This is a genomic window from Rothia nasimurium (genome assembly GCF_928391935.1).
In the GTDB taxonomy this organism is placed as follows: Bacteria; Actinomycetota; Actinomycetes; order Actinomycetales; family Micrococcaceae; genus Rothia; species Rothia nasimurium_D.
The window spans coordinates 19,918-45,031 of record NZ_CAKMTD010000006.1 but is presented as its reverse complement, the minus strand read 5'-3'; the positions used below and the strand labels follow the sequence as shown (position 1 = coordinate 45,031).

The 25,114-nt window shown below is 63.1% G+C and carries 23 protein-coding genes; 10 read left to right on the top strand and 13 right to left on the bottom strand.

The genetic code is table 11. From position 1 onward, the window contains the following. Window positions 1-5: 5 nt before the first annotated feature. The 4 genes from L7A15_RS07490 to L7A15_RS07475 form a co-directional block, all read right to left on the bottom strand. On the bottom strand, window positions 6-581 hold the full coding sequence (locus L7A15_RS07490) for a YdhK family protein (RefSeq protein WP_237208516.1): 576 nt from the start codon (window positions 579-581) through the stop codon (window positions 6-8). Window positions 582-610: 29 nt separating this feature from the next. Further along, window positions 611-2,887 carry a heavy metal translocating P-type ATPase gene (locus L7A15_RS07485; protein WP_237208515.1) on the bottom strand — a complete coding sequence of 759 codons (2,277 nt, stop codon included), beginning with the start codon at window positions 2,885-2,887 and terminating at the stop codon, window positions 611-613. A 376-nt stretch (window positions 2,888-3,263) separates the two neighbouring features. Beyond that, window positions 3,264-3,479, bottom strand: a complete 216-nt coding sequence (locus L7A15_RS07480; RefSeq protein ID WP_237208514.1) for a heavy-metal-associated domain-containing protein — start codon at window positions 3,477-3,479, stop codon at window positions 3,264-3,266. A gap of 82 nt (window positions 3,480-3,561) precedes the next feature. Then, window positions 3,562-3,909, bottom strand: coding sequence for a metal-sensitive transcriptional regulator (locus L7A15_RS07475; RefSeq protein ID WP_237208513.1), 348 nt, complete (start codon window positions 3,907-3,909; stop codon window positions 3,562-3,564). A gap of 157 nt (window positions 3,910-4,066) precedes the next feature. On the opposite strand from L7A15_RS07475, the gene L7A15_RS07470 reads away from it, so the two are divergent. Further along, complete coding sequence (locus L7A15_RS07470; protein WP_237208512.1) at window positions 4,067-6,127, top strand: glycoside hydrolase family 15 protein; 2,061 nt, start codon at window positions 4,067-4,069, stop codon at window positions 6,125-6,127. Between the two features lie 114 nt (window positions 6,128-6,241). Here the strand turns inward: L7A15_RS07470 and L7A15_RS07465 are convergent, their stop codons facing one another. Further along, window positions 6,242-6,946, bottom strand: a complete 705-nt coding sequence (locus L7A15_RS07465; protein ID WP_237208511.1) for a LysE family translocator — start codon at window positions 6,944-6,946, stop codon at window positions 6,242-6,244. 41 nt (window positions 6,947-6,987) lie between these two features. On the opposite strand from L7A15_RS07465, the gene L7A15_RS07460 reads away from it, so the two are divergent. Further along, window positions 6,988-7,239 (top strand): hypothetical protein, encoded by a 252-nt coding sequence (locus L7A15_RS07460; protein ID WP_237208510.1) that lies wholly within the window; start codon window positions 6,988-6,990, stop codon window positions 7,237-7,239. Here the strand turns inward: L7A15_RS07460 and L7A15_RS07455 are convergent. The 5 genes from L7A15_RS07455 to pta form a co-directional block, all read right to left on the bottom strand. Further along, window positions 7,236-8,774: an ATP-binding protein gene (locus tag L7A15_RS07455; protein ID WP_237208509.1), complete on the bottom strand. Its 1,539-nt coding sequence runs from the start codon at window positions 8,772-8,774 to the stop codon at window positions 7,236-7,238. The two genes, L7A15_RS07460 and L7A15_RS07455, sit on opposite strands and share 4 nt — an antisense overlap. A 209-nt stretch (window positions 8,775-8,983) precedes the next feature. After that, window positions 8,984-9,955: a bile acid:sodium symporter family protein gene (locus tag L7A15_RS07450; protein WP_237189808.1), complete on the bottom strand. Its 972-nt coding sequence runs from the start codon at window positions 9,953-9,955 to the stop codon at window positions 8,984-8,986. A 201-nt stretch (window positions 9,956-10,156) separates the two neighbouring features. Further along, on the bottom strand, window positions 10,157-11,656 hold the full coding sequence (locus L7A15_RS07445; protein WP_237208508.1) for a M48 family metallopeptidase: 1,500 nt from the start codon (window positions 11,654-11,656) through the stop codon (window positions 10,157-10,159). Between the two features lie 173 nt (window positions 11,657-11,829). Beyond that, window positions 11,830-12,966, bottom strand: a complete 1,137-nt coding sequence (locus L7A15_RS07440; RefSeq protein ID WP_237208507.1) for an acetate/propionate family kinase — start codon at window positions 12,964-12,966, stop codon at window positions 11,830-11,832. A 358-nt stretch (window positions 12,967-13,324) separates the two neighbouring features. After that, on the bottom strand, window positions 13,325-15,436 hold the full coding sequence (gene pta / locus L7A15_RS07435) for a phosphate acetyltransferase (RefSeq protein WP_237208506.1): 2,112 nt from the start codon (window positions 15,434-15,436) through the stop codon (window positions 13,325-13,327). A 300-nt stretch (window positions 15,437-15,736) separates the two neighbouring features. Here pta and L7A15_RS10680 point away from each other — a divergent pair, with 300 nt between their 5' ends. The 6 genes from L7A15_RS10680 (at window position 15,737) to L7A15_RS07410 (ending at window position 19,452) form a co-directional block, all read left to right on the top strand. Beyond that, a complete protein-coding gene (locus tag L7A15_RS10680; protein ID WP_272878723.1) occupies window positions 15,737-15,871 on the top strand; it encodes a hypothetical protein in 135 nt (44 codons plus the stop codon). A gap of 25 nt (window positions 15,872-15,896) precedes the next feature. Beyond that, entirely contained in the window at window positions 15,897-16,385 is a 489-nt protein-coding gene (locus L7A15_RS07430; protein WP_237209035.1) for a DsbA family protein, read from the top strand. Between the two features lie 127 nt (window positions 16,386-16,512). After that, a complete protein-coding gene (locus tag L7A15_RS07425; protein WP_237209034.1) occupies window positions 16,513-17,328 on the top strand; it encodes a carbon-nitrogen hydrolase family protein in 816 nt (271 codons plus the stop codon). A 16-nt stretch (window positions 17,329-17,344) separates the two neighbouring features. After that, a complete protein-coding gene (locus L7A15_RS07420; RefSeq protein ID WP_237186760.1) occupies window positions 17,345-17,662 on the top strand; it encodes an acylphosphatase in 318 nt (105 codons plus the stop codon). 11 nt (window positions 17,663-17,673) lie between these two features. Next, a complete protein-coding gene (locus tag L7A15_RS07415; RefSeq protein WP_237209033.1) occupies window positions 17,674-18,618 on the top strand; it encodes a cation diffusion facilitator family transporter in 945 nt (314 codons plus the stop codon). 24 nt (window positions 18,619-18,642) lie between these two features. After that, on the top strand, window positions 18,643-19,452 hold the full coding sequence (locus L7A15_RS07410) for a spermidine synthase (RefSeq protein ID WP_237209032.1): 810 nt from the start codon (window positions 18,643-18,645) through the stop codon (window positions 19,450-19,452). On the opposite strand, the gene L7A15_RS07405 is transcribed toward L7A15_RS07410, so the two are convergent. Further along, the gene (locus L7A15_RS07405; RefSeq protein WP_237209031.1) at window positions 19,449-20,381 is read right to left on the bottom strand and encodes an EamA family transporter; all 933 of its coding nucleotides are present in this window, start codon (window positions 20,379-20,381) and stop codon (window positions 19,449-19,451) included. The two genes, L7A15_RS07410 and L7A15_RS07405, sit on opposite strands and share 4 nt — an antisense overlap. Window positions 20,382-20,593: 212 nt before the next feature. Here L7A15_RS07405 and L7A15_RS07400 point away from each other — a divergent pair, with 212 nt between their 5' ends. Next, the gene (locus L7A15_RS07400; protein ID WP_237209030.1) at window positions 20,594-21,400 is read left to right on the top strand and encodes a di- and tripeptidase; all 807 of its coding nucleotides are present in this window, start codon (window positions 20,594-20,596) and stop codon (window positions 21,398-21,400) included. Between the two features lie 102 nt (window positions 21,401-21,502). Then, entirely contained in the window at window positions 21,503-22,450 is a 948-nt protein-coding gene (ypfJ, locus tag L7A15_RS07395) for a KPN_02809 family neutral zinc metallopeptidase (protein ID WP_237209029.1), read from the top strand. Window positions 22,451-22,529: 79 nt separating this feature from the next. Here ypfJ and L7A15_RS07390 read toward each other — a convergent pair whose 3' ends face one another. Both L7A15_RS07390 and purB read right to left on the bottom strand, forming a co-directional pair. Then, entirely contained in the window at window positions 22,530-23,528 is a 999-nt protein-coding gene (locus tag L7A15_RS07390) for a hypothetical protein (RefSeq protein WP_237209028.1), read from the bottom strand. 150 nt (window positions 23,529-23,678) lie between these two features. Further along, entirely contained in the window at window positions 23,679-25,112 is a 1,434-nt protein-coding gene (purB, locus tag L7A15_RS07385; RefSeq protein ID WP_237189364.1) for an adenylosuccinate lyase, read from the bottom strand. Window positions 25,113-25,114: the final 2 nt, after the last annotated feature.

Here is a 25,114-nt window from a genome sequence, read left to right as displayed (position 1 = left end):
AGGAGTTACTTGACCCCTTCAATCTCGGATTCAGTGACCCACTTATGGTTCTTCATGGTCATGCCACTGGAAGTGAAGTCCACCATATAAACGGTCTCATCGGTGGATGACTCAACCGTTCCCTCAGCTCCCTTCATGCCGGTCATGTGCTCAGCCTCGATGGTCACGGGGGCGCCGTCGGAAAGGCGCTCACTCCCGGCGTCCGCCAGTTCTTCCTGCACAACCCACTTGTGGTCGGTGACGGGGTCAGAGCCATCGGTAGGGGTGTAGTTCACCGAGTAGGTGTAGGTCTGGTAGGCGCCCACGATGGTGGCGGTAGCCCCGTCCATACCACTCATGTGGTCAGCGGCGAGTACAACCTCGGTGCCAACCGGGTAGGTGGGGTCTGATGCTTCAGCGATACCGGCAGGTGCGGGCCCGCCATCTGTCGGGTGGTTGGCGTGATCAGCGTGGGCTGCGGCAGCTGACGAGACCAGAGCCTCAGCCTCGTTTTTAGCATTTGACTCGTTGGACCCGCAGGCGGTCAGAGCCAGCAGAGATAGGGCAGCGAGGGCGAGGACGCGGGTGGGTAGGGTTTTCATAGGTGCCTCCTGGGGCGTTGGTTGGGGTGTTAGGAAAAGCGGAGCAGGCGGGTGGAGTTGAGTACCACGAAGACTGAGGAGAAGGCCATGGCTGCTGCTGCAATCATGGGGTTGAGCAGGCCTGCTGCTGCTACCGGAATAGCCACCGTGTTGTAGGCAAAGGCCCAGAAGAGGTTGCTCTTAATGAGGCGCAAGGTGGCCCGCGAGAGTCGAATGGCCGTTGGCAGTGAGCCCAGGTCACTACGCACAATGGTCATATCGGCAGCCTCCATAGCCACGTCGGTGCCCGACCCCATGGCCACGCCCACATCGGCCTTGGCCAGGGCGGCCGCGTCATTCACGCCGTCGCCCACCATGGCGACCCCCACCCCGCCCTCTTGCAGGCGGGTGATGGTGGCCAGCTTATCGGAGGGGCTAACTCCCGCATAAACATTCGCGGAGTCAATGCCCACCCGGGTAGCTACCGCACGGGCGACGGGTTCGGCGTCCCCGGTCAGTAGAACCGGGGTGAGCCCCAGCTCCTTGAGTTCTGCCAGGGCTTCGGACGCCCCCGGCTTGGGGGTGTCCTGCAGGGCCAGCAGGGCCGCGGGCTGCCCGTTGAAAGCAAGGACGACGGTGGTGCGCCCGGCCTCCTGCCCGGCCAGTAGGGTGCGGGTGTGGGCTTCGCTCAGCTCGATACCTTCGGCAGCTAAGAAGCTGGCCTGACCCACTAGAGCCGTGATTTCTCGGCTTTCGCCCGAGGAAACCTCTTCCAGCAGGGTGGCTCGCACGCCCCCGCCGGGGGCTGACTCAAAGGTGGTGACTTCAGGCAGAGAGGAACCCGCTCCAGCAGCCTGGGCTGCCTGGGTGATAGCCCGGGCAATGGGGTGCTCAGAGCGGCTCTCAGCCGCCCCGGCCACCGCCAGCAGACGCCCTGCGTCCTGGGCTTCAAAGCCCGCTAAGGGGGTTACCTCAGCCAGGGTGAAGGCACCGGTGGTGACGGTGCCGGTCTTATCGAGCACCACGGTGCGCAGGTGCTTGGTGGATTCGAGCACCTGGGCTGAACGAATCAGAATACCCAGCTGGGAACCGCGCGAGGTACCAGCCAGCAGGGCTGTAGGGGTAGCCAGACCCAGGGCGCAGGGGCAGGCGATGACCAGCACCGACACGGCTGCGGTAAAGGCGGCGTTGAGGTCGCCGGTCAGCAACAACCAGCCTGCTAGGGTGGCCAGGGCCAGCCCAATGACAATCGGAACGAAAACCGCAGAAACCCTATCTGCCAGGCGGGCGATAGGAGCCTTGGTGGACTGGGCCTCAGCCACGGTGCGACTCATTTGGGCCAGCACGGTATCGGCCCCCACCCGGGTTGCCCGCACCGTCAGGGAGCCGGACGTATTGACGGTCGCGCCAACGACGGCGTCCCCCACCCCCACCTCAACCGGCACAGACTCACCGGTTAGCAGGGAGGTATCCACCGCTGAGCGTCCTTCAAGGACCTCGCCGTCCACCGCGATTTTCTCGCCGGGGCGCACCAGAAAGATGTCGCCGGGCAGCAGGTCCTTGACGGGAATCTGCACTTCCCGCCCGCCCTGCAGCACCGTGGCAGACTTAGCCCCCAGATTCAGCAGGGCCCGCAGGGCCTGGGAGGACCGCCGGGCGGTACGGTGTTCAATGGTGCGCCCAGCCAGTAGGAAGAGGGTAATCATGGCGGCGGCATCGAAGTAGAGCATGTGGTCCATGCCGTGCCCGCCTGCGGACGCCCCGTGCCCGGCATGGGCGGTCATAGCCGGATCCATGGCCAGCTGCCAGAGCGAAAAAGCGTAAGAAGCAACCACACCCAGAGAAATGAGGGTGTCCATGGTGAACGAGCCGTGCCGCAGGTTAGTCCAGGCCGGGCGGTGGAAGGGCATAGCCGCCCAGGTGGCCACCGGCAGGGTCAGGGCTGCAACCACCCAGCCCCAGTGGGGGAACTGGAAGGTAGCAAACATAGATATCAGAAAGACCGGCAGGGTGAAAACAGCCGCTACCCACAGGCGCGGGGCGAGCGAATCCTGCCCGGCCTCATCCGCCTGCTCCACAGCGTCCTGCTTGAGACTGGCTGAGTAGCCAGCCTTCTCAATGGTCTCAATCAACTGCTCATCGGTGATAGAGGCGGGTGCAACCACCCGGGCAGTTTCCAGCGGAAGGTTAACCGAGGGCTCCACCCCAATCTTCTTGAGCTTACGCTCCACCCGCCCCACACAGGACGCGCAGGTCATACCCCCCACATTCAGATTCACGATACGGGTGTCACCGGTGAAAACCTCAGCGGTGGATTGGGTGGGCATGACGCCTTCTTTCACTTGATGTGTTTGTTGTGTCTATCGGTGCCTGGGGCCGGGCGCATATCGCGGGCTTTGGAGGGCGGCTTTGCCCAGCGACCCTCTTGCTCCTCGCCTGGGGGCTCGTCGCAATTCACGCCAGCCCCGGAGCCAGCTGGGCGCCAGCCGCCCTCCGTCGCCCGCAGGTGCGGGTGCGCGTCGGTAGCCAACTGGCTGGGGCTGGCATGAATCGCGTGCGAGCTTGCGAGCCCGCGAGAAGGTTAGTTGGCAGAGACGCGCGTCCGCACCCCATAGGGAGAGGTGTTTGCCCCTGGATAAAGCCGCCCTCCACAGCCCTAGAAAACTGAGTCGGCTGAGATGCGCGTCCGCCCTGTATCGGTGATTAGCCGACGGGGGTGAACCCGGCTTCTTCGATGGCGGCTGAGACAGCGGCGGCGTCCAGGTCGCCGGTGTGGTTGATGGTGACGGTGGATTCGCCGCCCTTGACCACGTCGACCTCTACGCCGGTGACGTTCTCAATTTCTTCGATTTCTTCGCGCACGCTCATGGCGCAGTGGTTGCAGGTGAGGCCGGTTGCTTTGACGATGGTTGCTGACATGGGTTTTCTCCTTGGGGTGAGGGGCGCGGACGCCCGTACTTGGGTTGGTGGGAGCCGGTGGGCTCCCGCCGGGGTTAGGTTTTTAGCTTTTGACCAGACGGGTAATGGCGGCCATAGCCTCGCTGATTTTGTCGTCGAGGGGGGCGGCGTCGCCGGTGGCTTCTGCCTGGGTAGCAGCATCGACGACGCAGTGGCGCACATGGTCTTCAAGCAGCTGGATAGAGACGCTGTGCAGGGCCTTATTGATGGCTGCGACCTGGGTCAAAATGTCAATGCAGTACACATCTTCATCGACCATGCGGGCTATGCCGCGCACCTGCCCCTCAATGCGGCGCAGGCGCTTGAGGTAGGCGTCCTTGTCGGCGGTGTAGCCGTGCTGGTGCCCCTCGGGTGGGCTGGCCTGGTGGGTTGCGCAGTGTTCTTCGCTCATGCCTTAAACATATACCCCCTAGGGGTATATTTGCAAGGGGGTTGAATCTCGAATGCCCACGAAATTGCCCAAAGTGCGACATTAGAAGGCACGGATGAAAATTTCGGAGACATTCGGCACCGCCAGCCAATACTAAGCCCCCTGTTAGACTGGTTCTATGGCTTCATTCATCGAGGATTACGCTCTCCTGTCAGACATGAACACCGGGGCGCTGGTTTCCCGCACCGGCTCCATTGACTGGTTCTGCGCCCCGCGCTTTGACTCCCGCGCCGTCTTCTCCGCCCTCCTGGGGGAACGCGAACACGGCCGCTGGCTCCTGGCCCCCCTCGAATCAGTCAACCCCGCCCCCGTTGAAGAAGTCCGCACCGAACGCTCCTACCTCGAAAACACCTTTATCCTGCAAACCGTCTGGTCAGTCGGTGAAGCCTCCGTGCGCGTTACTGAATTTATGCCCCTCTCGGGCGGCACCACCATCGTCCGCAACGTCGAGGGCCTCACCGGCGAGGTCACCATGTACCACGAGCTGGCCCTCCGCTTCGACTACGGCAAGACCGTCCCCTGGGTCACCCACTACGAGGGAACCGACCCGGCGGGCAACCCCGACCCGGCCGCCTCCATGCTCGTCGGCATGGCAGGCCCCCACGCCCTCGTCTTCCGAGGGGACTCCCTGCCCGACGGCGACCCCGAGTCCAAGGCCGAAACCTTCACCGTTTCCGCAGGTCAAAGCTACACTTTCACCCTCTCCTACTTCGCCTCCAACCACAACCCGCCCGCCCCCATCGACTACCTGTCCGCCCTCACCTACACTCAGGACCAGTGGCGCGAATGGTCGGACCTCTACATCCCCGCCCAGCCCGATGCGCCCGCCCCCTCCGGGCAGGACGTCCCCGCCCCGGCCACCACCACCATCTCGGCTGAACTAGAACCGCCCGCTGACCTGGAAGAAACCCCCGCCCCTGAAACCCGCCCCACCCCCCTCAGCGAGGCCGGATCCAACACCACCACCCCCGAAGTCGACCACGACACCTACCAGGAAATCGCCCAAACCGCCGCCCAGCAGGTTGTCCCCACCGCCGAGGACCACCGCGAAGAAGCCAACACCCGTTACCGGGAAGCCCGCCTGCGCTCCCTGCTCCTGTTGCGCTCCCTCATCTCCCGCGAAACCGGCGCCCTGGTCGCCTCCGTCACCACCTCCCTGCCCGAGGTCATCGGCGGCAAACGCAATTACGACTTCCGCTTCACCTGGCTACGCGACGTCGCCATGACCATGGACGTTATGCTCACCCACGGCCACGAACGCGAAACCGCCCAGCTGCGCAACTGGATCCTGCGGGCGCTCGCCAACAACCCCCGCCGCGTCCACGCCGTCTACGGGTTGGCCGGCGAAAAGGACGATATTGAGCGCCGCCTGGCCCTGCCCGGTTATGAGGGTTCCCAGCCGGTGAGAAGCGGCAACGGGTCGGGCGACCAGTTCCAGGGGGACGCCCTGGGGCAGGTGCTCGTTACCTTCGCCAACCTGCGGGAGGCCGGGGTTGCTGAAGACCACCTTTCCTGGCCCCTGCAGAAGGCCCTGCTCAACGCGGCGGCTGACCGGATCGGGGAGCCTGACCGCTCCATGTGGGAGACTTTCGGGGAACCTGCCGTCTATACCCACTCCCAGGCTATGCTGTGGGCGGCCTTTGACGCCGGGGTTTCGGCGGTGCGCGATTTCGGGTTGGACGGCGACGCCTCCACCTGGGAGCACTGCCGCGACGCCGTTGCTGAGGAGATTCTTGAGCGGGGCTATAACGCAGATTTGGGCTGTTTCGTCTCAACCTACGGCGGCACTGCCGTGGACGCCTCCCTGCTGCAGCTACCCCAGATTGGCCTTGTGGCTTGGGATGATGAGCGTATGTTGGCAACCGTTGCGAGGATCGAGCAGACGATCGCCCACCCGTCGGGCATGATTTACCGTTACGACAATTCTGACTCCCACGACGGTTTTGAGGGGCAGGACAACCCCCACTTTGTCTCCTCCCTCTGGCTGGCGGAGCAGTATATTCGCTCCGGGCGTGAGGCGGACGGCCGGGCCCTGCTTGATACCGTGCTGGCCTGCGCCAATGACCTGGGGTTGATGAGCTCTGAGTACGATTTTGACCGGCAGCGGCTGACGGGTAACTTCCCGCAGGCCCTGGCCCATATCTCCCTGATTCGGGCGGTCGAGGCACTGGGGCTCTAGTCAGACACCCTCCACCCCTGGGTAGGTACCATCTAAATCGGAAAAACCCACCAGCCAGGTGGGTTTTTCCGATTTAAATGGTCCTTTCCGCACAGGCGCATCACCCAGGCTGCCCTAGAGCAGCTTGTGGGCCGCCTCCACCAGAATCAGCACACCAAACACCAGCAGCACGAGCCCGGCAACACCGTCAATGACGAGGGTGGCACGCGGGTGCAGCAGCCACTTCATGGCCAGGGCTGCCAGCGAAATAATCAGGGCAAACCAGAGCACATTAATGCCGCCGTGAATAACAGCCAGAAGGGACCCCATCACCAGGGGCGGAACAGCCGCCACCATAAAAGGCGGCACGCTGGCTATATAAAAGACCGCAATTTTTGGGTTAAGAATATTGGCGATAAAGCCCGCCAGAAAATCCTTGCGGACGGACCCGCCCCCAGCCGGGGCGTCCGCGTCCTTGCCCCCGGGTAAGGACGCCGCACTGCCAGGCAACGAGGCCTGGTCGGCTTTGAGGACGGTTACCTGCCCCCAGCGCCTGAGATTAAGCAAGAAGGTGACGCCCAGGTAGATCAGGTAGAGGCCACCGGCCACAGTAATGAGGTCAAAGACCAGGGGAGCGGCGGCCATGAGCACGGCCAGGCCGGTCGCGGCGGTAACACCCCAGATGAGTAGGCCCGCTGTGATACCAAAGACGCAGGCGTAGGCGCTGCGCCGTCCGCCCGCCACCAGGGATCGTAGCACCAGGGCGGTGTCTGTGGCCGGGATGATGGTGATCAGAAAAGCGATTCCGGCGAAGCCAAGGAGGGCCTGGGTAAGGGTCATGGGCACCACTGTAGAGTAGGGAACAAACCCGGTTCAATTCCATGTATGTAACCGATCTCAGCTGGCAGCTGCACTCGGTCTATGGGGGCTACGCTGTCGCTATTTTGCCCCACCTGGTGCTGGACGGGCTCTACCGCTCCGAACTGTCCGGTGCTGACCCGGGCAGCCTGTGGGTGAGCGAGCCCTTGGGCGCCCGCCGGGTTTTTGCGGTGCTGCGGGCCAGTTCAGAGCAGGATGCCGCCGTCCGCCTCCTCATCGGCATGTTTCGGGAGTTGAACCCGGCATCGTCCTAACCCACCCAGCGGTAGCCGGTCCCCTTGCGTCCTCGCTCACCCACCATCGCAACGAGGCCTGCCTCAAGGAGCTGCTCTACCGCGTAGCGAACCTGGGCGGGGCTGAGCCCGGTCTGGTCGGCAAGCTGAGAGCGCGTTAGCACCTGTCCGGAGGCAAGAGATTGGGCAATAGCGGGGGCATTCTTGCCAACTCCCTGGGGTAGAACCGGGGCAAGGGGCTGGACCTGTGCGCTAGGACGCTGGGCCGGGGCAGGGCGTACCGGCTGTTCCTGGTGAGCGGGCAGGGGGTGCTCTGCAAACCAGAGAACCACCCGAAACTTGACCCCGGTATCGGTGAAAATAGGTGCGGGTGCCCCTACCGCTTCGAGGGCCTGCTGGACCTCCCGAATCCCTCCGCCTTCGCCCTCAATCACCCGGGCCCCATCTGGGGTTTCGCTCTGCTTCATCAGGTGATAGAGCCTCTGATTGATTGCCGCCTGGGCATGTTCTTCGCTCAGGAGCTGGTGGGTGGACAGGCCGCGCAACCCACCGGGGCTCTCAACAATAAGGCACCGCTCAGTGATACGGATCTGCACAGACTTGCCGGTGCTGAGTGTCAGAGGGCTGAGATCACGGTGAACCAGGGCGTTGGCAATCACTTCCCGCACTGCCGTCATGGGGAGAACTGTTTGGTCGTAGAGATCCCCGCTGCTGCGGTAGACCTGGTAGGTGGGGAGGTTGGCCTCTACCCAGTTCGTGAGGTCCGCAAGCAGGTCAGGTACAGCTCCATCGAAATGTTCAAGATTGCGGCTTCGAGACGTGCCGTTGCGGGTGGTGAGGACGGCGGCGGTCACCCCGAGCGCAGGTTCAGGGCCTTGCGGGTAAAAACCTAGTCCGTACAAGCCCGCTACAGTGGGGGTGCCCTGGGGATCTAGGACGCCTGTAGCCCTGAGAATATCCTCGTCCTCTAGCTGGCGCATACGCCTGCTGCTTGCCCGAGTATGCTCCAAGTAGTTCCTGACGAGCTGGGGGTTTAGGTCCTCCTTGGAGGTATTGGGGGCAGGCTGGGCGTCGTAGCGAATGTGCTCAGAAGCGTGGAGTTTAGCGACCTCAATCATGCGTAGCTCCACGGGGTTCATGGCGTAGTCGCCGTCTGACTGGCGAAGATATGATACGCCCTTGTAGGTGGCAGGCTTCGCTGTGATAGGGAGCCCCTGCACATCGACGACGAGTACGGTGGCAGTTTCGTCCTCCTCCGGGGTGAGGGCAGCGAACTCTAGGTAGGGGGCTGGGACGACGTCGTTTCGGTTGTGAGCGGCGATTGCGGCTTCAAGCTGGGCAACCTGGCGAATGCCGGTGACGGTGAACCCTGCTTTCTCGTCGACACCTAGGATAATAGTTCCGCCACTAGGCATATTGGCGAAGGCACAGAGGGTTTCCCCTAGGTGGGTGGGCATGCCTCCCTGGGCTTTTTTGACTTCAAGGGTGGTGGTGTCGCCTTGGCGTTGGCGCAGTTGCTTGAGGGTTGCCGTGAGGCGGGCGGAGGTCCAGGTCATGGTTAAAGCATGGAAGTGTCATAGTGAAAAGTCAATGTTAATTTTCACTATGACGGTAAGTGTTTCACCATGATTTTTTACCAGGACGCCGCTGTCCGCCTCCTTATTGGCATGTTGCGGGAGTTGAACCCGGCGTCGTCATGGTGAAAATCGGCGGTCATTGCTAACCATCATGGCTATTTTCACCATGATAGTCGCCATGATCTTCGCTATGAAGATTCAACCTGCCTGCCCCAGCGGGCGGCCTTGGCGGCGCAAATCATGAGCTGCACCTGGTGGAAAATCATGAGCGGCAGAATGAGGGCACCCACAGCCCCACCCCCAAAAATCACCGCAGCCATGGGTAGGCCGGTTGCCAGGGACTTCTTCGAGCCGCAGAACTGCACTGCCACCCGGTCGCCGTAGCTAAAGCCCAGTCTCTTGGCCACAACCCCGCTGAGCCAGAGCAGGAACTCAACCAGGGCAATAGACAGAAGAACCAGAAGCAGGATCTGCCAGGGGCTAATGCGGGTCCAAATGCCCTGCACAATGCCGTCCGAAAAGGCCGCGTAGACCACCATGGCAATAGAGAGACGGTCAACGTGCTTGGTGAGCTTGTTCTTGGCTATGTCGCCCACCCAGCGGCGCAGGAGCTGGCCCAGCACGAAGGGCAAGAGCAGCTGCAAGGCAATATCACCAAAAACGGAGCCTGAAATAGCCAGCTGGTCACTCTGCATCAGCACCATCACCAGCAGGGGCGTAGCAACAACACCCACGATATTAGAAGCACTGGCGCTAACAATTGCCCCTGCCACATTGCCCTTAGCAATCGAGGTGAAAGCTACCGAGGACTGCACGGTGGAGGGCACCAGGGTCATAAAGAGCAGGCCCAGGTAGAGCTCCCGCCCGATAAGGCCCTGGATGGGGTAGAGGGCCAGGCCAATGAGGGGAAAAACCAGGTAGGTAAAGCCCAGAATGGTGCTGTGAAGCCGCCAGTTTTTCAGGCCCTGCAGGGCCTCCTGGGGTGAGAGTCGGGCGCCGTAGAGGAAGAAGAGTAGGCCGATGGCGATTTTGGTGGCGACGCTGAACCCCTCGGCAAAGTCTCCGTGCGCCGGGAAGATGATCGCCAGGGCAACGGCGAGCAGAATCAGGGTGATGAGCGGGTCTGGGCGCCAGGAGCGCAGTTTCTGGGGTAGGGCCATTTAGCCCATTTTACTCTTTGCCCTTTTCAGCCTCATACCATTTGGCGCCGCCGAGCGCTGCTAGAACCAGGGCAACAATACCTGCGATAGCGTAGAGAAAACCCATGGGGCTCACCTTCTTTCTTGAGGGCTAATAAACCCCACCCTAACCCATGCTTGTGATTTAGGCAACAGGTTGAGGTGGGGTTTTGGTGCTCAGGGCTAGTTTTGGTCAGCTGGCGGGTTGTCTGGGGCGGACGCCGGGCGCTCGCCCTCCCAGGGGCTGGCAGCCGGGGCGGCCCCTGCGTCCTGACCCTGCTGATCAGGTGAGTGCTGGCCGGGCACTTGCTGGCTGGGCACCTGCTGGCCTGGCGCCGGGGGCTTGGGCGCTGCGTCGTCCTGCCCGTGAGGGGCTTGCCCGCCGGGGACGGGTGCGGCCCAGGTGGGCGGGGCGGGCTGGCGGAACTGCGGGGGCACCCAGCCGCTGTAGAGCATGTCGCCGACGGTGCGGTCGCGGTACTGGGCAGGGCGGCGGTAGGTGGTGTTGACTGAACCCCAGTGCTGGTTGTCGGCGCGTTCGGGGTAGGTGGCCAGGTGGTCGGTGGCCTGCAGGGGATCAGCCCAGGCTTCGGCGGGCTCTGCCGCCGGGATCATGGACAGCGGGTAGGGCGGGTTGTTCTTGGGGCGCCACATGAGGCGGCCGGGCTCGGTGCGGTCGCGCAGGGCGTGGGCACGCCAGGTGACGGGCGGGTGGGTTGAGTTGAGGTTGGCTACCCAGGTGAAGAAGCCGCCCTCGTAAACAGCCCGGTTGGCGAGTTCGTGGAAGTTGACGTCGTTCATGAGGTACTTGCCGGCGGCCAGGACGCAGGTGGTGGTTTCGGCGCCGTCGGGGGCGTAGCGGTAGCCGAAGTTGTCGGCGGTGTATTCCTGGGTGCGGGAGAGGAGCTTACCTGCGACGGGGATTTGCATGAAGAAGCTGGTGAAGATGAGGCGGAAGTAGCTGGTGTGGCCTGCTGCGATGTGCCCGACTTCGTGGCCGATGATGAAGCGCAGGGCCTCGGGGTTGCGGGCTGCGCCGCCGATTTCGAAGAGGTCGGAGTAGATGGCGATGAAGCGGCGGTGCCCGTGGCCGGAGGCGAAAGCGTTGATTTGGCCGTTGCCGAGTACGACGTAGGCGTCGGGCACGCGGCGCAGACCGGCGGCGTGGGCGGCTTGCGCCACCATTTGGTAGGCCTCGGGGAACTGGGTGGGGGTGATGCGTACCCCGCTGAGGCGCAGGCGTCCGTACATGGCACCGCGTACAAAGAAGATGCCCAGGGGCAAGTAGATGGCGATGGCGATGAGCTGGCCCATGAGGTTGCTGATGCCCATGCCGGTGCTTTCAACGCCTGTGGCGATGAAGCTGATGAAGGAGGAGATGAGGTAGATGCCGCCGCCGATGTAGATCAGGAAGGTTAGGGCGTAGGCCATGATGACGAGGGGGAGCTCGGCGGGGTGGCGGATTGAGTTGAGGAACTTGAAGGGGAGGAGGGATTGAAAGCCAAAGAGTTTGGGCGCGGGCAGGGGGGAGATGGGGTGCTGGCGCATGTCTTCGGGGAGCCAGCCTGCGCTGAGGTCGTTGGGTAGGGGCTGGGTGAGGCCCTGTTCCTTGATGGGCGCGGACGCCTGCGGGCCGGGTTGCTGCGGGTAGGGCGGGGTGGTGCCGGGGTTGTTCTCACTCATGCGATTTCCTGCTGGTTAGGCTGTGTCTTCTGGTTCCACAGTAGCAAGAAAAGGCTTGGGGCTGGTGGGTCTTGCCACCTGGCCAGAAACGAAATGCGGGGTTTCTTTCGAACTGCGGATAGAATCACCGCAGTTCGAAAGAAACCCCGCAGTTCGCGTTGAGGCCCTAAAACTTAGGCAACCAGGGCCTCGGTAGCCTCAGCAATAGCCTTTTCCTCGTTGGTGGGAACGACCAGTACGGGAATAGCTGAGTCCTTGGTGGAGATGAGGCGGGGTTCGTCGCCACGTACCAGGTTGGCGTCGTCGTCCAGCTTGATGCCCAGGGCGCCCAGGCGCTCAACAGCCAGCTTGCGGAACTGGTGGGAGTTCTCACCAATACCGGCGGTGAAGACCAGGGCCTTAGCGCCACCAACAGCCACATGGTAGGCGCCGATGTACTTAGCCAGGCGGTAGGAGGTCATGTCCAGGGCCAGCTTGGCGCGTTCGTCCCCAGCTTCCATTGCCTCAACCACGGCGCGCATGTCGTTGTTGCCAGCGATAGCGAGCAGACCTGATTCCTTGTTGAGGATGTGGTCCATCTTCTCGGGGGAGATGTTGCCGCGCTGCATGACGTTGGTGAGTACTGAGGGGTCGATGTCGCCGGAGCGGGTGCCCATGACCAGACCAGCCAGGGGGGTGTAGCCCATGGAGGTATCGAGGCACTTGCCGCCCTCAACGGCGGTGATGGAGGCGCCATTACCCAGGTGGGCGATCACGCCGTTGAATTCTGAACGGTCAATGCCGAGGAATTCGGCGGCAACGCCGGTGACGTAGTCGTGGCTGGTGCCGTGGGCGCCGTAACGGCGTACGCCGTACTTTTCAACGAGTTCTTCGGGGACGGCGTAGCGGTAGACGTGCTCGGGCATGGTGGAGTGGAAGGCATTGTCGAAGACCGCGACCATGGGGACGCCGGGGTAGGTTTCCTGCGCTGCACGGATGCCGAGGACGTGGGCGGGGTTGTGCAGGGGTGCGAGGGGTGAGAGTTCATCAATCTTGGTGATGACATCTTCGGTGATGACGACGGGTGCTGAGAAGACGTCGCCGCCCTGAACAACGCGGTGGCCGATGGCGTCGATGGTCTTGCCGTGCAGGGGCTCAACCAGGGCCTTTGCCATGATATCGAGGGCTACGGTGTGGTTGGGAACGTCGGCTGATCCGATGTTTTCGACCAGACCCTTGGCGATGACCTGGTTCTCTTCACCGGTAGCGGCGGTGTCACGCACCTGGTACTTCACAGATGAGGAACCGCAGTTAATAACGAGTACGAGCATGAAAGTGTTTTCCTTTAGTTGCTTACTTAAGTTCGATGTAATGAGGGGGGCACGCGGACGCCCGCGCCTAGGGCGCAGGCGGACTCCCCGAAAGGCGACTGGCTGGGTCTGGCATGAATCGAGCGAGCCCTCCAGGGCGAGCTCGAGAAGGTTAGTCGCCGCAGGGGAGTCCGCTGTGCCCCCAAGGTTCGCGGCGGAGGGGACGTACCCGGTTCCGCCAACCCAACCCCGCGCGTCCTATTACAGGGTTTGGGCCTGGTGAGCAGCTGGGTCACCGCGTGCGGTGACTTGGGAAGCTGCGAATGGGGTGTGGTGAGCGGAGCGAACTCCGCTTCCCTTGCCCCGTATCGGCTCCTCCTTACAGGGTCTGTGCCTGAATTGCGGTGATAGCCACGGTGTTGATGATGTCATCGACGGTGGCGCCGCGGGAGAGGTCATTGACGGGCTTGCGGAGGCCCTGCAGGACGGGGCCGACGGCTACAGCGCCGGAGGTCTGCTGCACAGCCTTGTAGGTGTTGTTGCCGGTGTTCAGGTCGGGGAAGATGAACACGGTTGCCTGGCCTGCGACCTCTGAGCCGGGGAGCTTGGAGGAGGCGATGGACATGTTGGAGGCGGCGTCGAACTGGATGGGGCCTTCGAAGGCGAAGTCGGGGTTGGATTCGCGTAGTTTTTCGGTGGCTTCGATGACGATGTCGACGTCGGCGCCGGAGCCGGAGGTGCCGGTGGAGTAGGAGAGCATGGCGACCTTGGGGTCGACGCCGAACTGGCGGGCGGTCTCTGCTGAGGCTTTGGCGATGTCGGCGAGCTGCTCGGAGTTGGGGTTGGGGTTGACGGCGCAGTCGCCGAAGACGAGCACGCGGTCTTCCATGAGCATGAGGAAGACGGAGGAGACGACCTTGACGCCTTCGCGGGTTTTGATGAATTCGAGGGAGGGGCGGATGGTGTTGGCGGTGGTGTTGACGGCGCCGGAGACCATGCCGTCGACGATGCCCTTGTGGACGAGCATGGTGCCGAAGTAGGAGGGGTCCATCATGCGGTTTTGGGCGCCTTCGAGGGTCATGCCCTTGTGGGCGCGTAGTTCGGCGTAGGTGGTTGCGAAGTCTTCGGTGTATTCGTTGTTGTCGAGGTCGATGATGGTGACGCCGCGCTTGCCGTCTTCTGCGATGGGTAGGTCGATGGATTCGCGCTGGCAGATTTCTGCGATTTTTTCGGGGTTGCCGATGAGGGTGAGGTCGCAGAAGTCGCGGCGGACGATGATGGAGGCGGCGCGTAGGATGCGGGGGTCGTAGCCTTCGGGCAGGACGATGGAGCGGCGGTCGCTGCGGGCCTTTTCGATGAGGTTGTGCAGGAAGCGCAGGGGGGTCATGGTTGCGGGGCGTTCGAGTTCGAGGCGTTCGAAGAGTTCTTTTTCGTCGACGTTGCGGAACCATTCGCCGAGGGCGGTTGCGATTTTGCGGGGCTGGCCGAGGGCGAGCTGGCCGCGCACCATGGAGACGGCTCGGCCGGCTTTGAAGGTGTCGAGCTGGGTGGAGAAGACGGGGAAGGGGGCCTTTTCGACGAGTTGGCCGATGGCGGTGTCGCCCTTGAGTTCTGCGGCGAGGCCGCCGGTGAGCAGCATGCCGGAGGGGGCAGGGAAGGTGGGGGAGAGGGCGGACGCGAGGGTTGCGACCATGATGTCGGAGCGGTCGCCGGGGACGATGACGAAGTCGCCGTCGGTGAACTGGGAGAGGAAGTTGGAGACGGTCATGGCCGCGATTTTGATGTCGTGGATGTCGCGGTCGAGGAAGTCCTGGCTCATGCCTTCGTGGTTGAGGCCGAGGTTGTAGACAACTTCGGCGACGGTGGGCAGGGAGATTTCGGGGAGTTCGGGGAGGACGTAGACGGGGCGGTTGGAGGGGCCGCGTTTGACGTTCTTGAGGATTTCTTCGCGTAGTTCGGGGCGGGCGCGGTTGACCATGACGGCGAGGACGTCGACTTTGGCGCCGTGGAGTTCGGTGCGGGCGACGTCGACGGCGTTGACGACGTCGGAGACGGTGGATTCTTGGGCGCCGACGACGGCTACGACGGGGGTGCCGAGGTCTTTGGCGAATTGGGCGTTGAGGTCGAATTCGACGGTGGCTGCGTTGTGGGAGAGCAGGTCGGTGCCGTCGACGATGATGGCGTCGCAGTGCTTGGCCATGTCGGAGTAGACGGAGACGGCGATGGAAGACATTTCTTCGTGGTCGCCGGAGGCGAGGAGTTCGCGGCAGCGGTCGAGGGAGACGCCGCCTCGTACTTGGGAGTCGGCGAGGTTGTATTTGGTGCGGAGCAGACGGATGAGGGGGTCTTGGGACTCAATTTCGCCGGTGAAGACGGGGCGGAAGAAGCCGACGCGGTCGGTTTCTTTGAGGAGGGAGTCAATGAGGCCGATGGCGATGAGGGACTTGCCGGAGCCCTGGTTCATCGCTGAAATGTACATGCCGTTGGTCATCTGGGTCTACATCCTTGGTGGCTGTGTTTTTGTGGGTTACGGAGCTGTTGCGCTGCCGTAGGTTTACTTCTGAGTTTATTCCTTTGGGTGGGCTTATGCGGTGGCGGGCCGTGTGTTTGTGTGGTATCTCATGTGGGGCGGGGTGGGGTGGGTGGGTCTTGGTGACGGTGTGTGCCTGGGAGTGGGGTTGGGAGGGGCGTAGGGTGGGGGTATCTGTTCTTGTTGTTGTGAGGAGTGCGCTGTGCGAGCTGTGTCCCGTCGTTCTGTTGTGTTTGCTTTGCCTGTGTTGGGTTTGGTGGCGTGTGGGGGTGGGACGACCTCGTCCTCGTCGTCCTCGTCTCCGTCCTCGTCCCCGTCGGCAAGTGCGTCCCCGTCGGCGTCTGGGCAGGACGCGGCGGTGGTTGGCCTGCGGACGGCGGCTGGCTACCAGCTTAATGCGGTGACGGATGGGGCTCCTACGGTGACCCTTTACACCGATTTGCAGTGCCCTTATTGCGCTAAGGCTGATCCTAAGTACCGGGAGGCTGCGGCGGAGTTGGAGGGCATCATGAATGTGACGGTGCGTCATTTCCCGTTGCCGATGCACGCTAATGCGGTGCCTGCTGCCCAGTCGGTGCAGGCGGCTGAGGCCCAGGGGGCTTATGTGGCTATGGCTGACCACCTCTACACCCACCAGGCCGACTGGAAGGAAATCACCGACACCGCCCAGTTCGCCACCCTCATGGGTGACTATGCCGAGGCGCTGGGCCTGGACCGTGCCCGCTTCGAGCAGGATCTGCCGAGCAGTGAAGCCCTGGCCCTGATTGAGCAGGAGTACCAGGACGGCGTCGCCGCAGGTGTGAAGGGCACCCCCAGTTTCGTGGTGGAGGGCACCAAACTTGAGAATGTGGACTCGTCTACGAGCACTGCCGATATGGTGGCTGCTTTTAAGCAGGCAGCTGGCCTGTAGGCGCTTGTCAAGAGGAGCGTGAGAACTTCACCTGCATGGTCTGTGACTTTGCAGGTGAAGTTTTTTGTTGGCTGTGGGTGGGGTGGGCGTCTGGCCACCGTCCGTTGTGCCCTTTAGAGTTGAAGGTATGAAGATTGCTCTCGCCCAGATGCTCAGTACCAAAGACGTTGCCCGCAATATTGAGACGATTCGTGAATACACGGCGCTTGCGGCAGAGCGCGGTGCCCGCCTGGTGGTCTTTCCCGAGGCTGCCATGCTTAGTTTTGGTGGTCGGCTGTATGACGATGCGGCCCAGCATGAGCTGACCTTCCGCACTGCTCTGGCTGAGTTGGCCCGGGAGCATTATGTGACGGTGGTGGCCGGTGGTTTCGCCCCGGTGCAGCTAGCTGACGAATGGAACCTGCGGGTCTACAACAACCTCTACTGCTTCGACCAGAACGGGGTAGAGACCGTCTACACCAAGATGCACCTCTACGACGCCTTTGGGTTTAAAGAATCTGAGGGGGTCAAGGCCGGTGAGCAGCTGGTGACCGTCACCGTGGACGGCACCAAAATTGGTCTGGCTACCTGCTACGACGTGCGTTTCCCCAAGCTCTTTGCCGACTACTCCCGCGCCGGGGCGAAGGCGACGGTGGTGGCGGCGTCCTGGGCTGGGGGAGAGGGCAAGGTGAGCCAGTGGCAGATTCTGACCAGCGCTCGTGCCCTAGATTCCAATATGTTTGTGTTGGCTGTTGATCAGGCATCGCCTACCAGCGCTGACCCGCGGGCAGATATTACCCAGCCAACCGGGGTGGGCTACTCCCGGGTAGTTTCCCCCTTCGGCGTGACCCTGGCTGAGGCCGGTGAAGCCCCCGAAATTCTGGTGGTTGACCTTGACCTCTCTGAGGTAGACCGCGCCCGCTCCGCCCTGCCCGTACTACGCAACGCCAAGCTGGACTACTAGAGAAAGAGCACCTGACATGGGTTTCTTTGATATTTTCACCGATAAAGCCCCCGCCGAACCGGCCGAGGCCCAGCTCATGGCCACCGCCTACGGGCACGTGCAGGGCGTGGGTTTCCGCTGGTGGGTAGCCGGTATCGCTAAGCCCCTGGGGCTGGTGGGCTACGCCAAAAACATGGACGACGGGTCGGTTGAGATCGTTGCCCAGGGCAGCGCGGACGCCTGTGAGCAGCTCCTTGCCGAACTAACCGGCGGCGATACCGCTGGTAGGGTTGATCATGTTGACTCTGATATCACCCAGCCGGTTGGCTCCTATAAGGGGTTCGGCATCTACTAGGAGGGCGCACCATGGGCCACTCGCACGGCCACTCCCACAGCCATGCCCACGGGCATTCCCACGGCAGCGGGGCTAACGAGCGCCGCCTCATCATCGTGGTGGTTATTGCCTGGTCACTGGTTGCCTTCCAGCTGGTTGGGGCCTGGCTGACCGGTTCCCTGGCCCTGCTCTTTGATACGGTCCACGTCTTCACCGATGCCCTGGGGCTGAGCGTTGCCCTGGCCGCCGCGCGCCTGGCCCGCCTGCCGGCGTCCTCGCGCCACACCTGGGGGTTCCGTCGGGTTGAGGTGCTCTCAGCCATGTTCCAGGCCGCCGTGTTGCTCGGGGTCGGGCTCTTTGTGCTCTACGAGGCGGTGCAGCGCCTGCTTGAACCTGCCCCCATACCCGGCCGCGAAGTGCTGATTTTCGGCGTCATTGGCCTGGTGGGCAACATCGTGATGATTGTGGTGCTGGTGGGCGGCGACCGCACCAACTTCAACATGCGGGCCGCTTTCCTGGAAGTGCTCAACGACGCCCTGGGGTCGGTGGCGGTTATTATCTCGGCCCTCATTATCTGGCGTACCGGCTTCTACCAGGCCGACGCCCTGGTGGCTGTGCTCATCGGTCTGCTGATTATCCCGCGCACCGTCAAGCTCTTCCGCGAAACCGCCTCGGTTCTGTTGGAATCAACCCCGCGCGGGCTCGACCTTGATGAGGTACGCCGCCACCTCGAAGGCCAGCCCCACGTGGTTGCCGTGCACGACCTGCACGCCACCCAGATTTCCTCCGACCTGCCCGTGCTCACCGCCCACATCGTGCTGGATGACGAGTGCTTCACCACCGGCCACTCTGTTGAGATCCTTAAGAACCTGCAAAGCTGTGTGGCCGAGCATTTTGAGGTTTCTATTAAGCACTCCACCTTCCAGATGGAGCCGCGTTCCCTGGCCGCCGATGAAGACCTGCGGCACCTGCACTAGGTAACAGGCGCTAGGCTAGAGAGCATGTCACGCACTATTCAGCTGTCCTTCTCTGGCCTGAGCGCCTCTGTTGCTCCTGACGGCTTCTCTGAGACCGGCCGTATTCTTGAAATTGGTGGGGCGGAGCAGTCCCACGTGGATTTAGCCCACCCCGACTTCATCTTCTACGAGTACCTGCGCCGTATCGGCAACCTGGTTGACCTTCAGGCTGAGCCCGGGGCACCCATCACCGCCGCCCACCTGGGGGCTGGTGCCCTGACCCTGGTGCGCTATATTCAGGCCACCCGGCCCGGCTCAGCCCAGCTGGCTGTTGACATCGAGCGGGAGCTGCCCGGTTTTGTGATGGAGCAGCTACCCCTGCCAGAGGGTACTAACTGCACAATTTTGATTGAGGACGCCGCCGCGGCAGCTCCCCGACTGAGGGATGAGCTGGGTGCCCCGGGCGGTCTGGATGTGGTCGTCCTCGATATTTTCTCGGGCTGGGAGGCCCCGCCCCACCTGACCACCGCCGAGTTTTACACCGACCTGCGCGATTCCCTGGCTTCTGCAAACGGCGATAGCGCGGGAGGCCTGCTGGCGGTCAACGTGGGGGACGACGCCGGGCTGAGCTTCTTCGTTGCCCAGGCCCGCACCCTACTCGATGTCTTTGAGCACGTCTGGTGCCTGGCCGACACCACCATGCTGAGCGGACGCCACGCGGGCAACCTCATTCTGGTGGGTTCGCACGTGGCGCTCACCCAGGACGCCGCCACCCGCCTGGTCGGTGCCGGGCCACACCCGGCGTCCGCTCTGGGTACTAACGAGCTGGTGGAGCTCCTGGGGAAGCTAGGCTAGGGCGCGTCTACCTGAGCAATCGTGCTGGTGACGGGAGCGGGTTCGCCCGCTGCCCGCTGAGGGCGTGAGGTGACGGTGATGCCCATGGAGGCTACCGTCAGCAGCAGGATCGCCGCCCAGCGCAGGGCCCCGGTGTCTTGGGAAAGCAGTAGCCAGCCACCGATCGCCGCAATGCCGGGTTCCAGGCTCAGAAGAATAGAGAAGACATTGTTGGGCAGGCGGCGCAGGGCCGCCAGCTCAAAGCTGTAGGGCACGACGGACGCCAGCAGGCCCGTCCCTACCGCCAGGGCCAGGACGCCCGGGTCGGCAAAAGCCTGCGCCGCCCCGGCCCCACCGAAAGGCAGGGTGAGCAGGGTGGCGATGACCAGGGCGGCACCCAGGCCACCCGCCCCGTCAATCAGCCTGCCAACGCGGGAGCTAGCCAGAATGTAACAGGCCCAGAAAAAGCCTGCGACCAGGGCAAAGACCAGGCCCAGGGTAGAGATATGCTCGGCCCCGAAAGCCTTTTCTACCCCGATGAGGGCCATGCCAATAGCGGCCATGCCAATCCAGAGCCCGTCGATTAAACGGCGGGACAGCACCGCCGCCAGCACCAGCGGGCCCACAAACTCAACAGCAACCGCCAACCCCAGGGGCAGCAGCTCAATGGCATGGTAGAAAGCCCCGTTCATCCCGGCAAAAGAAGCCCCCAACAGGACGACGGAAACCCACTGGGCGGGCGTCCACCGCCAAAAAAGAGGACGCGCCAGGGCGCAAATGACCAGGGCCGCTACCCCCAACCGCAAGGTGGTGACGCCCCAGGCCCCCAGCTGGGGGAAGAGCTGCACCGCAAAAGCTGCCCCCACCTGCAGGGAGATGCAGGATCCGATGACCAAGAGGACGCCGGTGGTCTTATCAGAACCAGAGAGTCGGGAGGTGAGTGCAGGCATGGGTTTTTCTTCCTGGAAGAGATCAGGGGTGCAGAACCATTATGCAAAGTATTGGCCCCTTTGCTGATTCAGGCCGCCAAAGGGCCGTCACAAACAGGGGCGGTTCAGGTGCTAGAAGATGGGGCAGTCAGGCCCACCGGGCCGTCACGCCCACGGCGTACACAATAGCAAGCACACTGTGTTTACAGCTGGTAGCCGGTAAACTAGAGACCATGTTCGACTTCAACGCATCCAGCGCCTTTGACGCTAACGGTCAGCCTAAACCCGCAGTGACCCGCACTGTTGATACCGTGCTGAAGGTTCAGCGTCCCCTGATTGTTTCCATGCTCAAGAAGATGCGGGAGAAGCACCCCCACGAGACTCCCGCCCAGATCGCCAAGCGCCTCGAAAAAGCCTACCTGCGCGATGTAACCGTTGGTGGCGGCGCCGTGGGCGCAACCGCTTTCGTGCCCGGTCTGGGTACTGCGGCGTCCGTCGGCCTATCCGCCCTGGCGGTCGGCGGCTACCTGGAGCGCACCGCTATCTACGCGCAGGCTATGGCTGAGCTGCACGGCGTCCACGTCGAAGACCCCGACAAAGCCCGCCTCATGGTCATGGCCATCATGCTGGGCGAGGACGGCTCCGTGCTCATGAACTCGATCCTGGCCCACACCGGCAAAACCGGCAGTGTCTCCCGCAAGTGGGGCATGATGATGGGTTCCAAAGACTCCGGCAAGGTCTTCAGCATCGAACGTACCATCCGCAATATGTTTATCAAACGCTTCTTGACCCGCCAGTCCGGCGCCCTGCTGGGACGCGCCCTGCCCTTCGGCGTAGGTGCTGTCGTCGGTGGCGGCGCCAACCTGGCCCTGGGCAAGAACGTGGTCAAATCCGTCGAAGAGACTTTTGGGGCCCTGCCCGCCGTCTTCCCTGACGAGCTCAACCTGGACCGGGCCCCCAAGTTTAAGGGGCCGGACGCCCCTGCCCCCGCTTCCCAGCATGACGGCGGGCAGGCGCTCGCAGGGGAGCTGGAGAACTAAAACTTGTGCGGTAGGGCGCGGGGTGTGGGGTGCTGAAACCCACGCCCCGCGTTTTGCTTGTTACTGAGGCTTCTACCAGCTTTTACCCAGTATGCTGAGTCCGTGAGCTTCAACGAAAATCTTGATAACAATTACTCGCAGCGTGGTTCCTCCGGCGGATCAGGCGCTTCTGGTGGCTATGGTGGCAACCGGGGCGGCACCAACCCGCTGCTTATGCTGCTGATGAGCAAGGTCGGCCGTCGTTTCGGCCTGCCCGGCATACTCATGGTGGCGGGCATTATGTTCTTCATGAACGGCGGCCTGGGCGGCCTGACCGGCGGCTCAACCTCTATCTACGGTAGTGAGAGTGAGCAGCAGCAGGTGACCGGCACCGGTAGCTTTGACCACTGCCAGACCTACGAGGACGCCAACCGTTACGACGACTGCCGAATCTTGGCGACTGGCGTCAGCCTGGACAGGGTTTGGACGGACATGCTCCCGGCAGAGGCTGGTGACCAGTACCGGGCCCCCGGGCTTGTGATCGCTGAGGGGCAGGTGTCAACCGGGTGCGGTAGTGCCAATATCTCCCAGACTGGCCCCTTCTACTGCCCGGGCGACGAAACCGTGTATATGTCGGTTCCTTTCTTTGACCAGCTCAAGGCTATGGGTGGGTCGAACGGCGATTTTGCGGTCATGTATGTGACCGCCCACGAGTTCGCCCACCATATTCAGCAGATTATGGGTACTCTCAAGTATTCCAACTACCAGGATCCGGGCGCTGATTCGGGGGCTGTGCAGGTTGAGGTGCAGGCTGACTGCTACGCCGGTGTGTGGGCTTCCCGTGCTGATAAGGGCGAGAATGCCCTGCTGGATCCTCTGACCGAGAGCCAGATTCAGCAGGCTATTGATACGGCCCGCGCTATTGGTGACGACGCGATCCAGCGTTCTGCTGGCCAGGAGGTCAACCCTGACCTGTGGACGCACGGCTCCTCTGAGCAGCGCGTGAGCTGGTTTACCAAGGGTTACACTGAGGGCACTATGGCCGCTTGCGCCCAGCCCTTTAACTCCTAGCCGGACCTTGCCCGCAGGGGATGATGCCTTCCCGTCTCCTGCTCTCTAGGGATCAGATTTTTTCTGGTCCCTTTTTTCTTTAACCCTTGAAGCGGGAGCGGGCGCGGACGAAGGCCCGGGCGGCCAGGCGGGCACCCTTGGCGGTTGCCCCGTTGGCGGCTGCGAGCTCGTCGGCGGTGCTGGCCCGGACTTCTGCCGGTGGGGCGACGGGGGCGGGGGCCTCTAGGGTGCTGGCTTCTACCGGTTCGGGGGCGTCGATGGCGCTGATTTCGGCGTCGGTGAGTTCGAGCAGGTCCGTGTCGAGTGCGGGGGTGTCGCCCCCTGCCGTGTCTGCTGGGGCTGCGGCGTCCTGAGCGATACTGGCCAGCAGGGCCAGGGTGGAGTCAGGTAGCTGGGCAGGGGGTTCTCCCAGGGTGGTGCGTACCTGTTCGATGAGCTGTTGGGCGAAGTCCCGGCGGATTTTCTGGCTAGCCAGAACGGCCCCACCGGCCTTGACGAGCTGTTCCCCGGCTTTGACGAGGAGCAGGGTTTGGGGGTTACGCAGGCCAATGGCGGCAACTGCCCCGAGGACGTTCATCTGCTGGCCCCGGCTGGCCTCTGGGCGGGTGGTGTTGATGTGGGCTAGGAGGTCGTTGACGTCCGTACCCAGGACGGCGGTGGCGGCGTCGTCGCTGGTGGCAGCGAGGATCCCGTAGATGAGGGTGATTCCGTGCAGGTAGGTTTTGATGGCTTGGGCGCTGCCGACGTGGGCGGTGGTGTTGATGCCGGTGGTGGCGGCGCGGTTGTAGGTGGCTATGCCCTGTTGGAGGGCCCCGAGGTGGGTGGCGGCCTGGGTGAGGCCGGCGACGCGGCGGTTGCGGGTGACGGTGCCGACGAGGTCGGGAGTGAGCTCTTGGGCTCCGGCCTGGGCTGATCCTACGAGGGTGAAGTCGCGGACGAAGATGGCCCCTAGGCGTTCTGCGAGGTCGGCAGGGCTTGCCTGGGCGTTGCGGGTCTGGAGTTTGCGTAGACGGCGGACGGCCAGGGGCGGCTGCGGGGCCGGGGTGCGGTTCTGGTCGGGGGTGGGGGCGTCGGTCATGAGTCTATTCTAGGGAACCTTGCGGGGTGGGGCCGGGAGATGTTGGGGCAGGGTGCGCTAAAGCCCCCGACCCTAGGGGCCTACCGGGTGGCAGGTGGTGTTTTATCCCTGGGGTGGGGGCTTAGCAGGTGGCGCTGAGGCGCTACTGGCCTAGCGGGTGGCGTGCTCCAGCAGGGAGGGTGCCAGGCCGATGTAGGTTGCCGGGGTGAGCTCGGAAAGCCGGGCTTCGGCGTCCGCGCTGAGGCCGAGCTCAGCGACGAACTCCTTGAGGCGGGCGGCGTCGACGCGGTGGCCGCGGGTCAGCTCCTTGAGACGCTCGTAGGGGTCTTCCATGCCGGGGACGCCTGCGATTGCTTCGGCGCGCATGACCATCTGGATAGCCTCGGCCAGGACCTCCCAGTTCTCGTCCAGGTCTTGGGCGATGACGTCGGTGGCGATGTCCAGGCGCTCCAGGCCCTTGACCACGTTAGAGATAGCCAGCACGGAGTGGCCGAAGGCGACGCCGATGTTGCGCTGGGAGGAGGAGTCGGTCAGGTCGCGCTGCCAGCGGGACTGCACCAGGGTTGAGCCCAGGGTGTTGAAGAGGGCGTTGGAGATTTCGAGGTTGGCCTCGGCGTTCTCGAAGCGGATGGGGTTGACCTTGTGGGGCATGGTGGATGAACCGGTGGCGCCCGCAACGGGAATCTGGCGGAAGAAGCGGATAGAGATGTAGCTCCATACGTCGGTGCAGAGGTTGTGCAGCACCTGGTTGAAGTGGGCGATGGAGGAGTAGAGCTCAGCCTGCCAGTCGTGGTTTTCGATCTGGGTGGTCAGGGGGTTCCAGTCCAGGCCCAGGCCGGTGACGAACTCTTCTGAAATCTTCTGCCAGTCGGCGGTGGGAACAGAGACGACGTGGGCGGAGTAGGTGCCGGTTGCACCGTTAATCTTGCCCAGGAACTCGGCGTTTTCAACGTGCTTGATCTGGCGGTTGAGGCGGTAGGCGAAAACGGCCAGTTCCTTGCCCAGGGTTGAGGGGGTGGCGGGCTGGCCGTGGGTGCGAGAAAGCATGGGTACGTCGCGGGCCTCTTCGGCCAGCTTCATGATCTGCTCAACCAGGCCACGGGCGGCGGGCAGCCAGACGTTGGTGACGGCATCCTTGATGCCCAGGGCGTAGGAGAGGTTGTTGATGTCTTCACTGGTGCAGCCGAAGTGGACCAGGGGCTTGAGGTGGCCCAGGCCCAGGGGTTCGAGGCGGCGGGCGATGAAGTATTCTACGGCCTTCACATCGTGGACGGTGACGGCTTCAATTTCTGCCAGCTCGGCGGCAGATTCTTCGGTGAAGTCGGTGACGATGGCGCGTAGACCGGCACGCTGCTCGTCGGTCAGGGGCTCAAGACCGGGCAGGACCCGGTGGTCGCAGAGGTAGATGAACCATTCAACCTCAACGTGGATGCGGTCGCGGTTGAGGGCTGCCTCTGAGAGGTAGTCGACCAGGGGTTCGGTGGCGGCCTTGTAGCGTCCGTCGAGGGCGCCAAGGGCTAGACCAGCGCCGGTGAGGGAGTGACGGCCAGAGGGCAAGGTGGTGCAATTTTCGCGGTGAGACATGC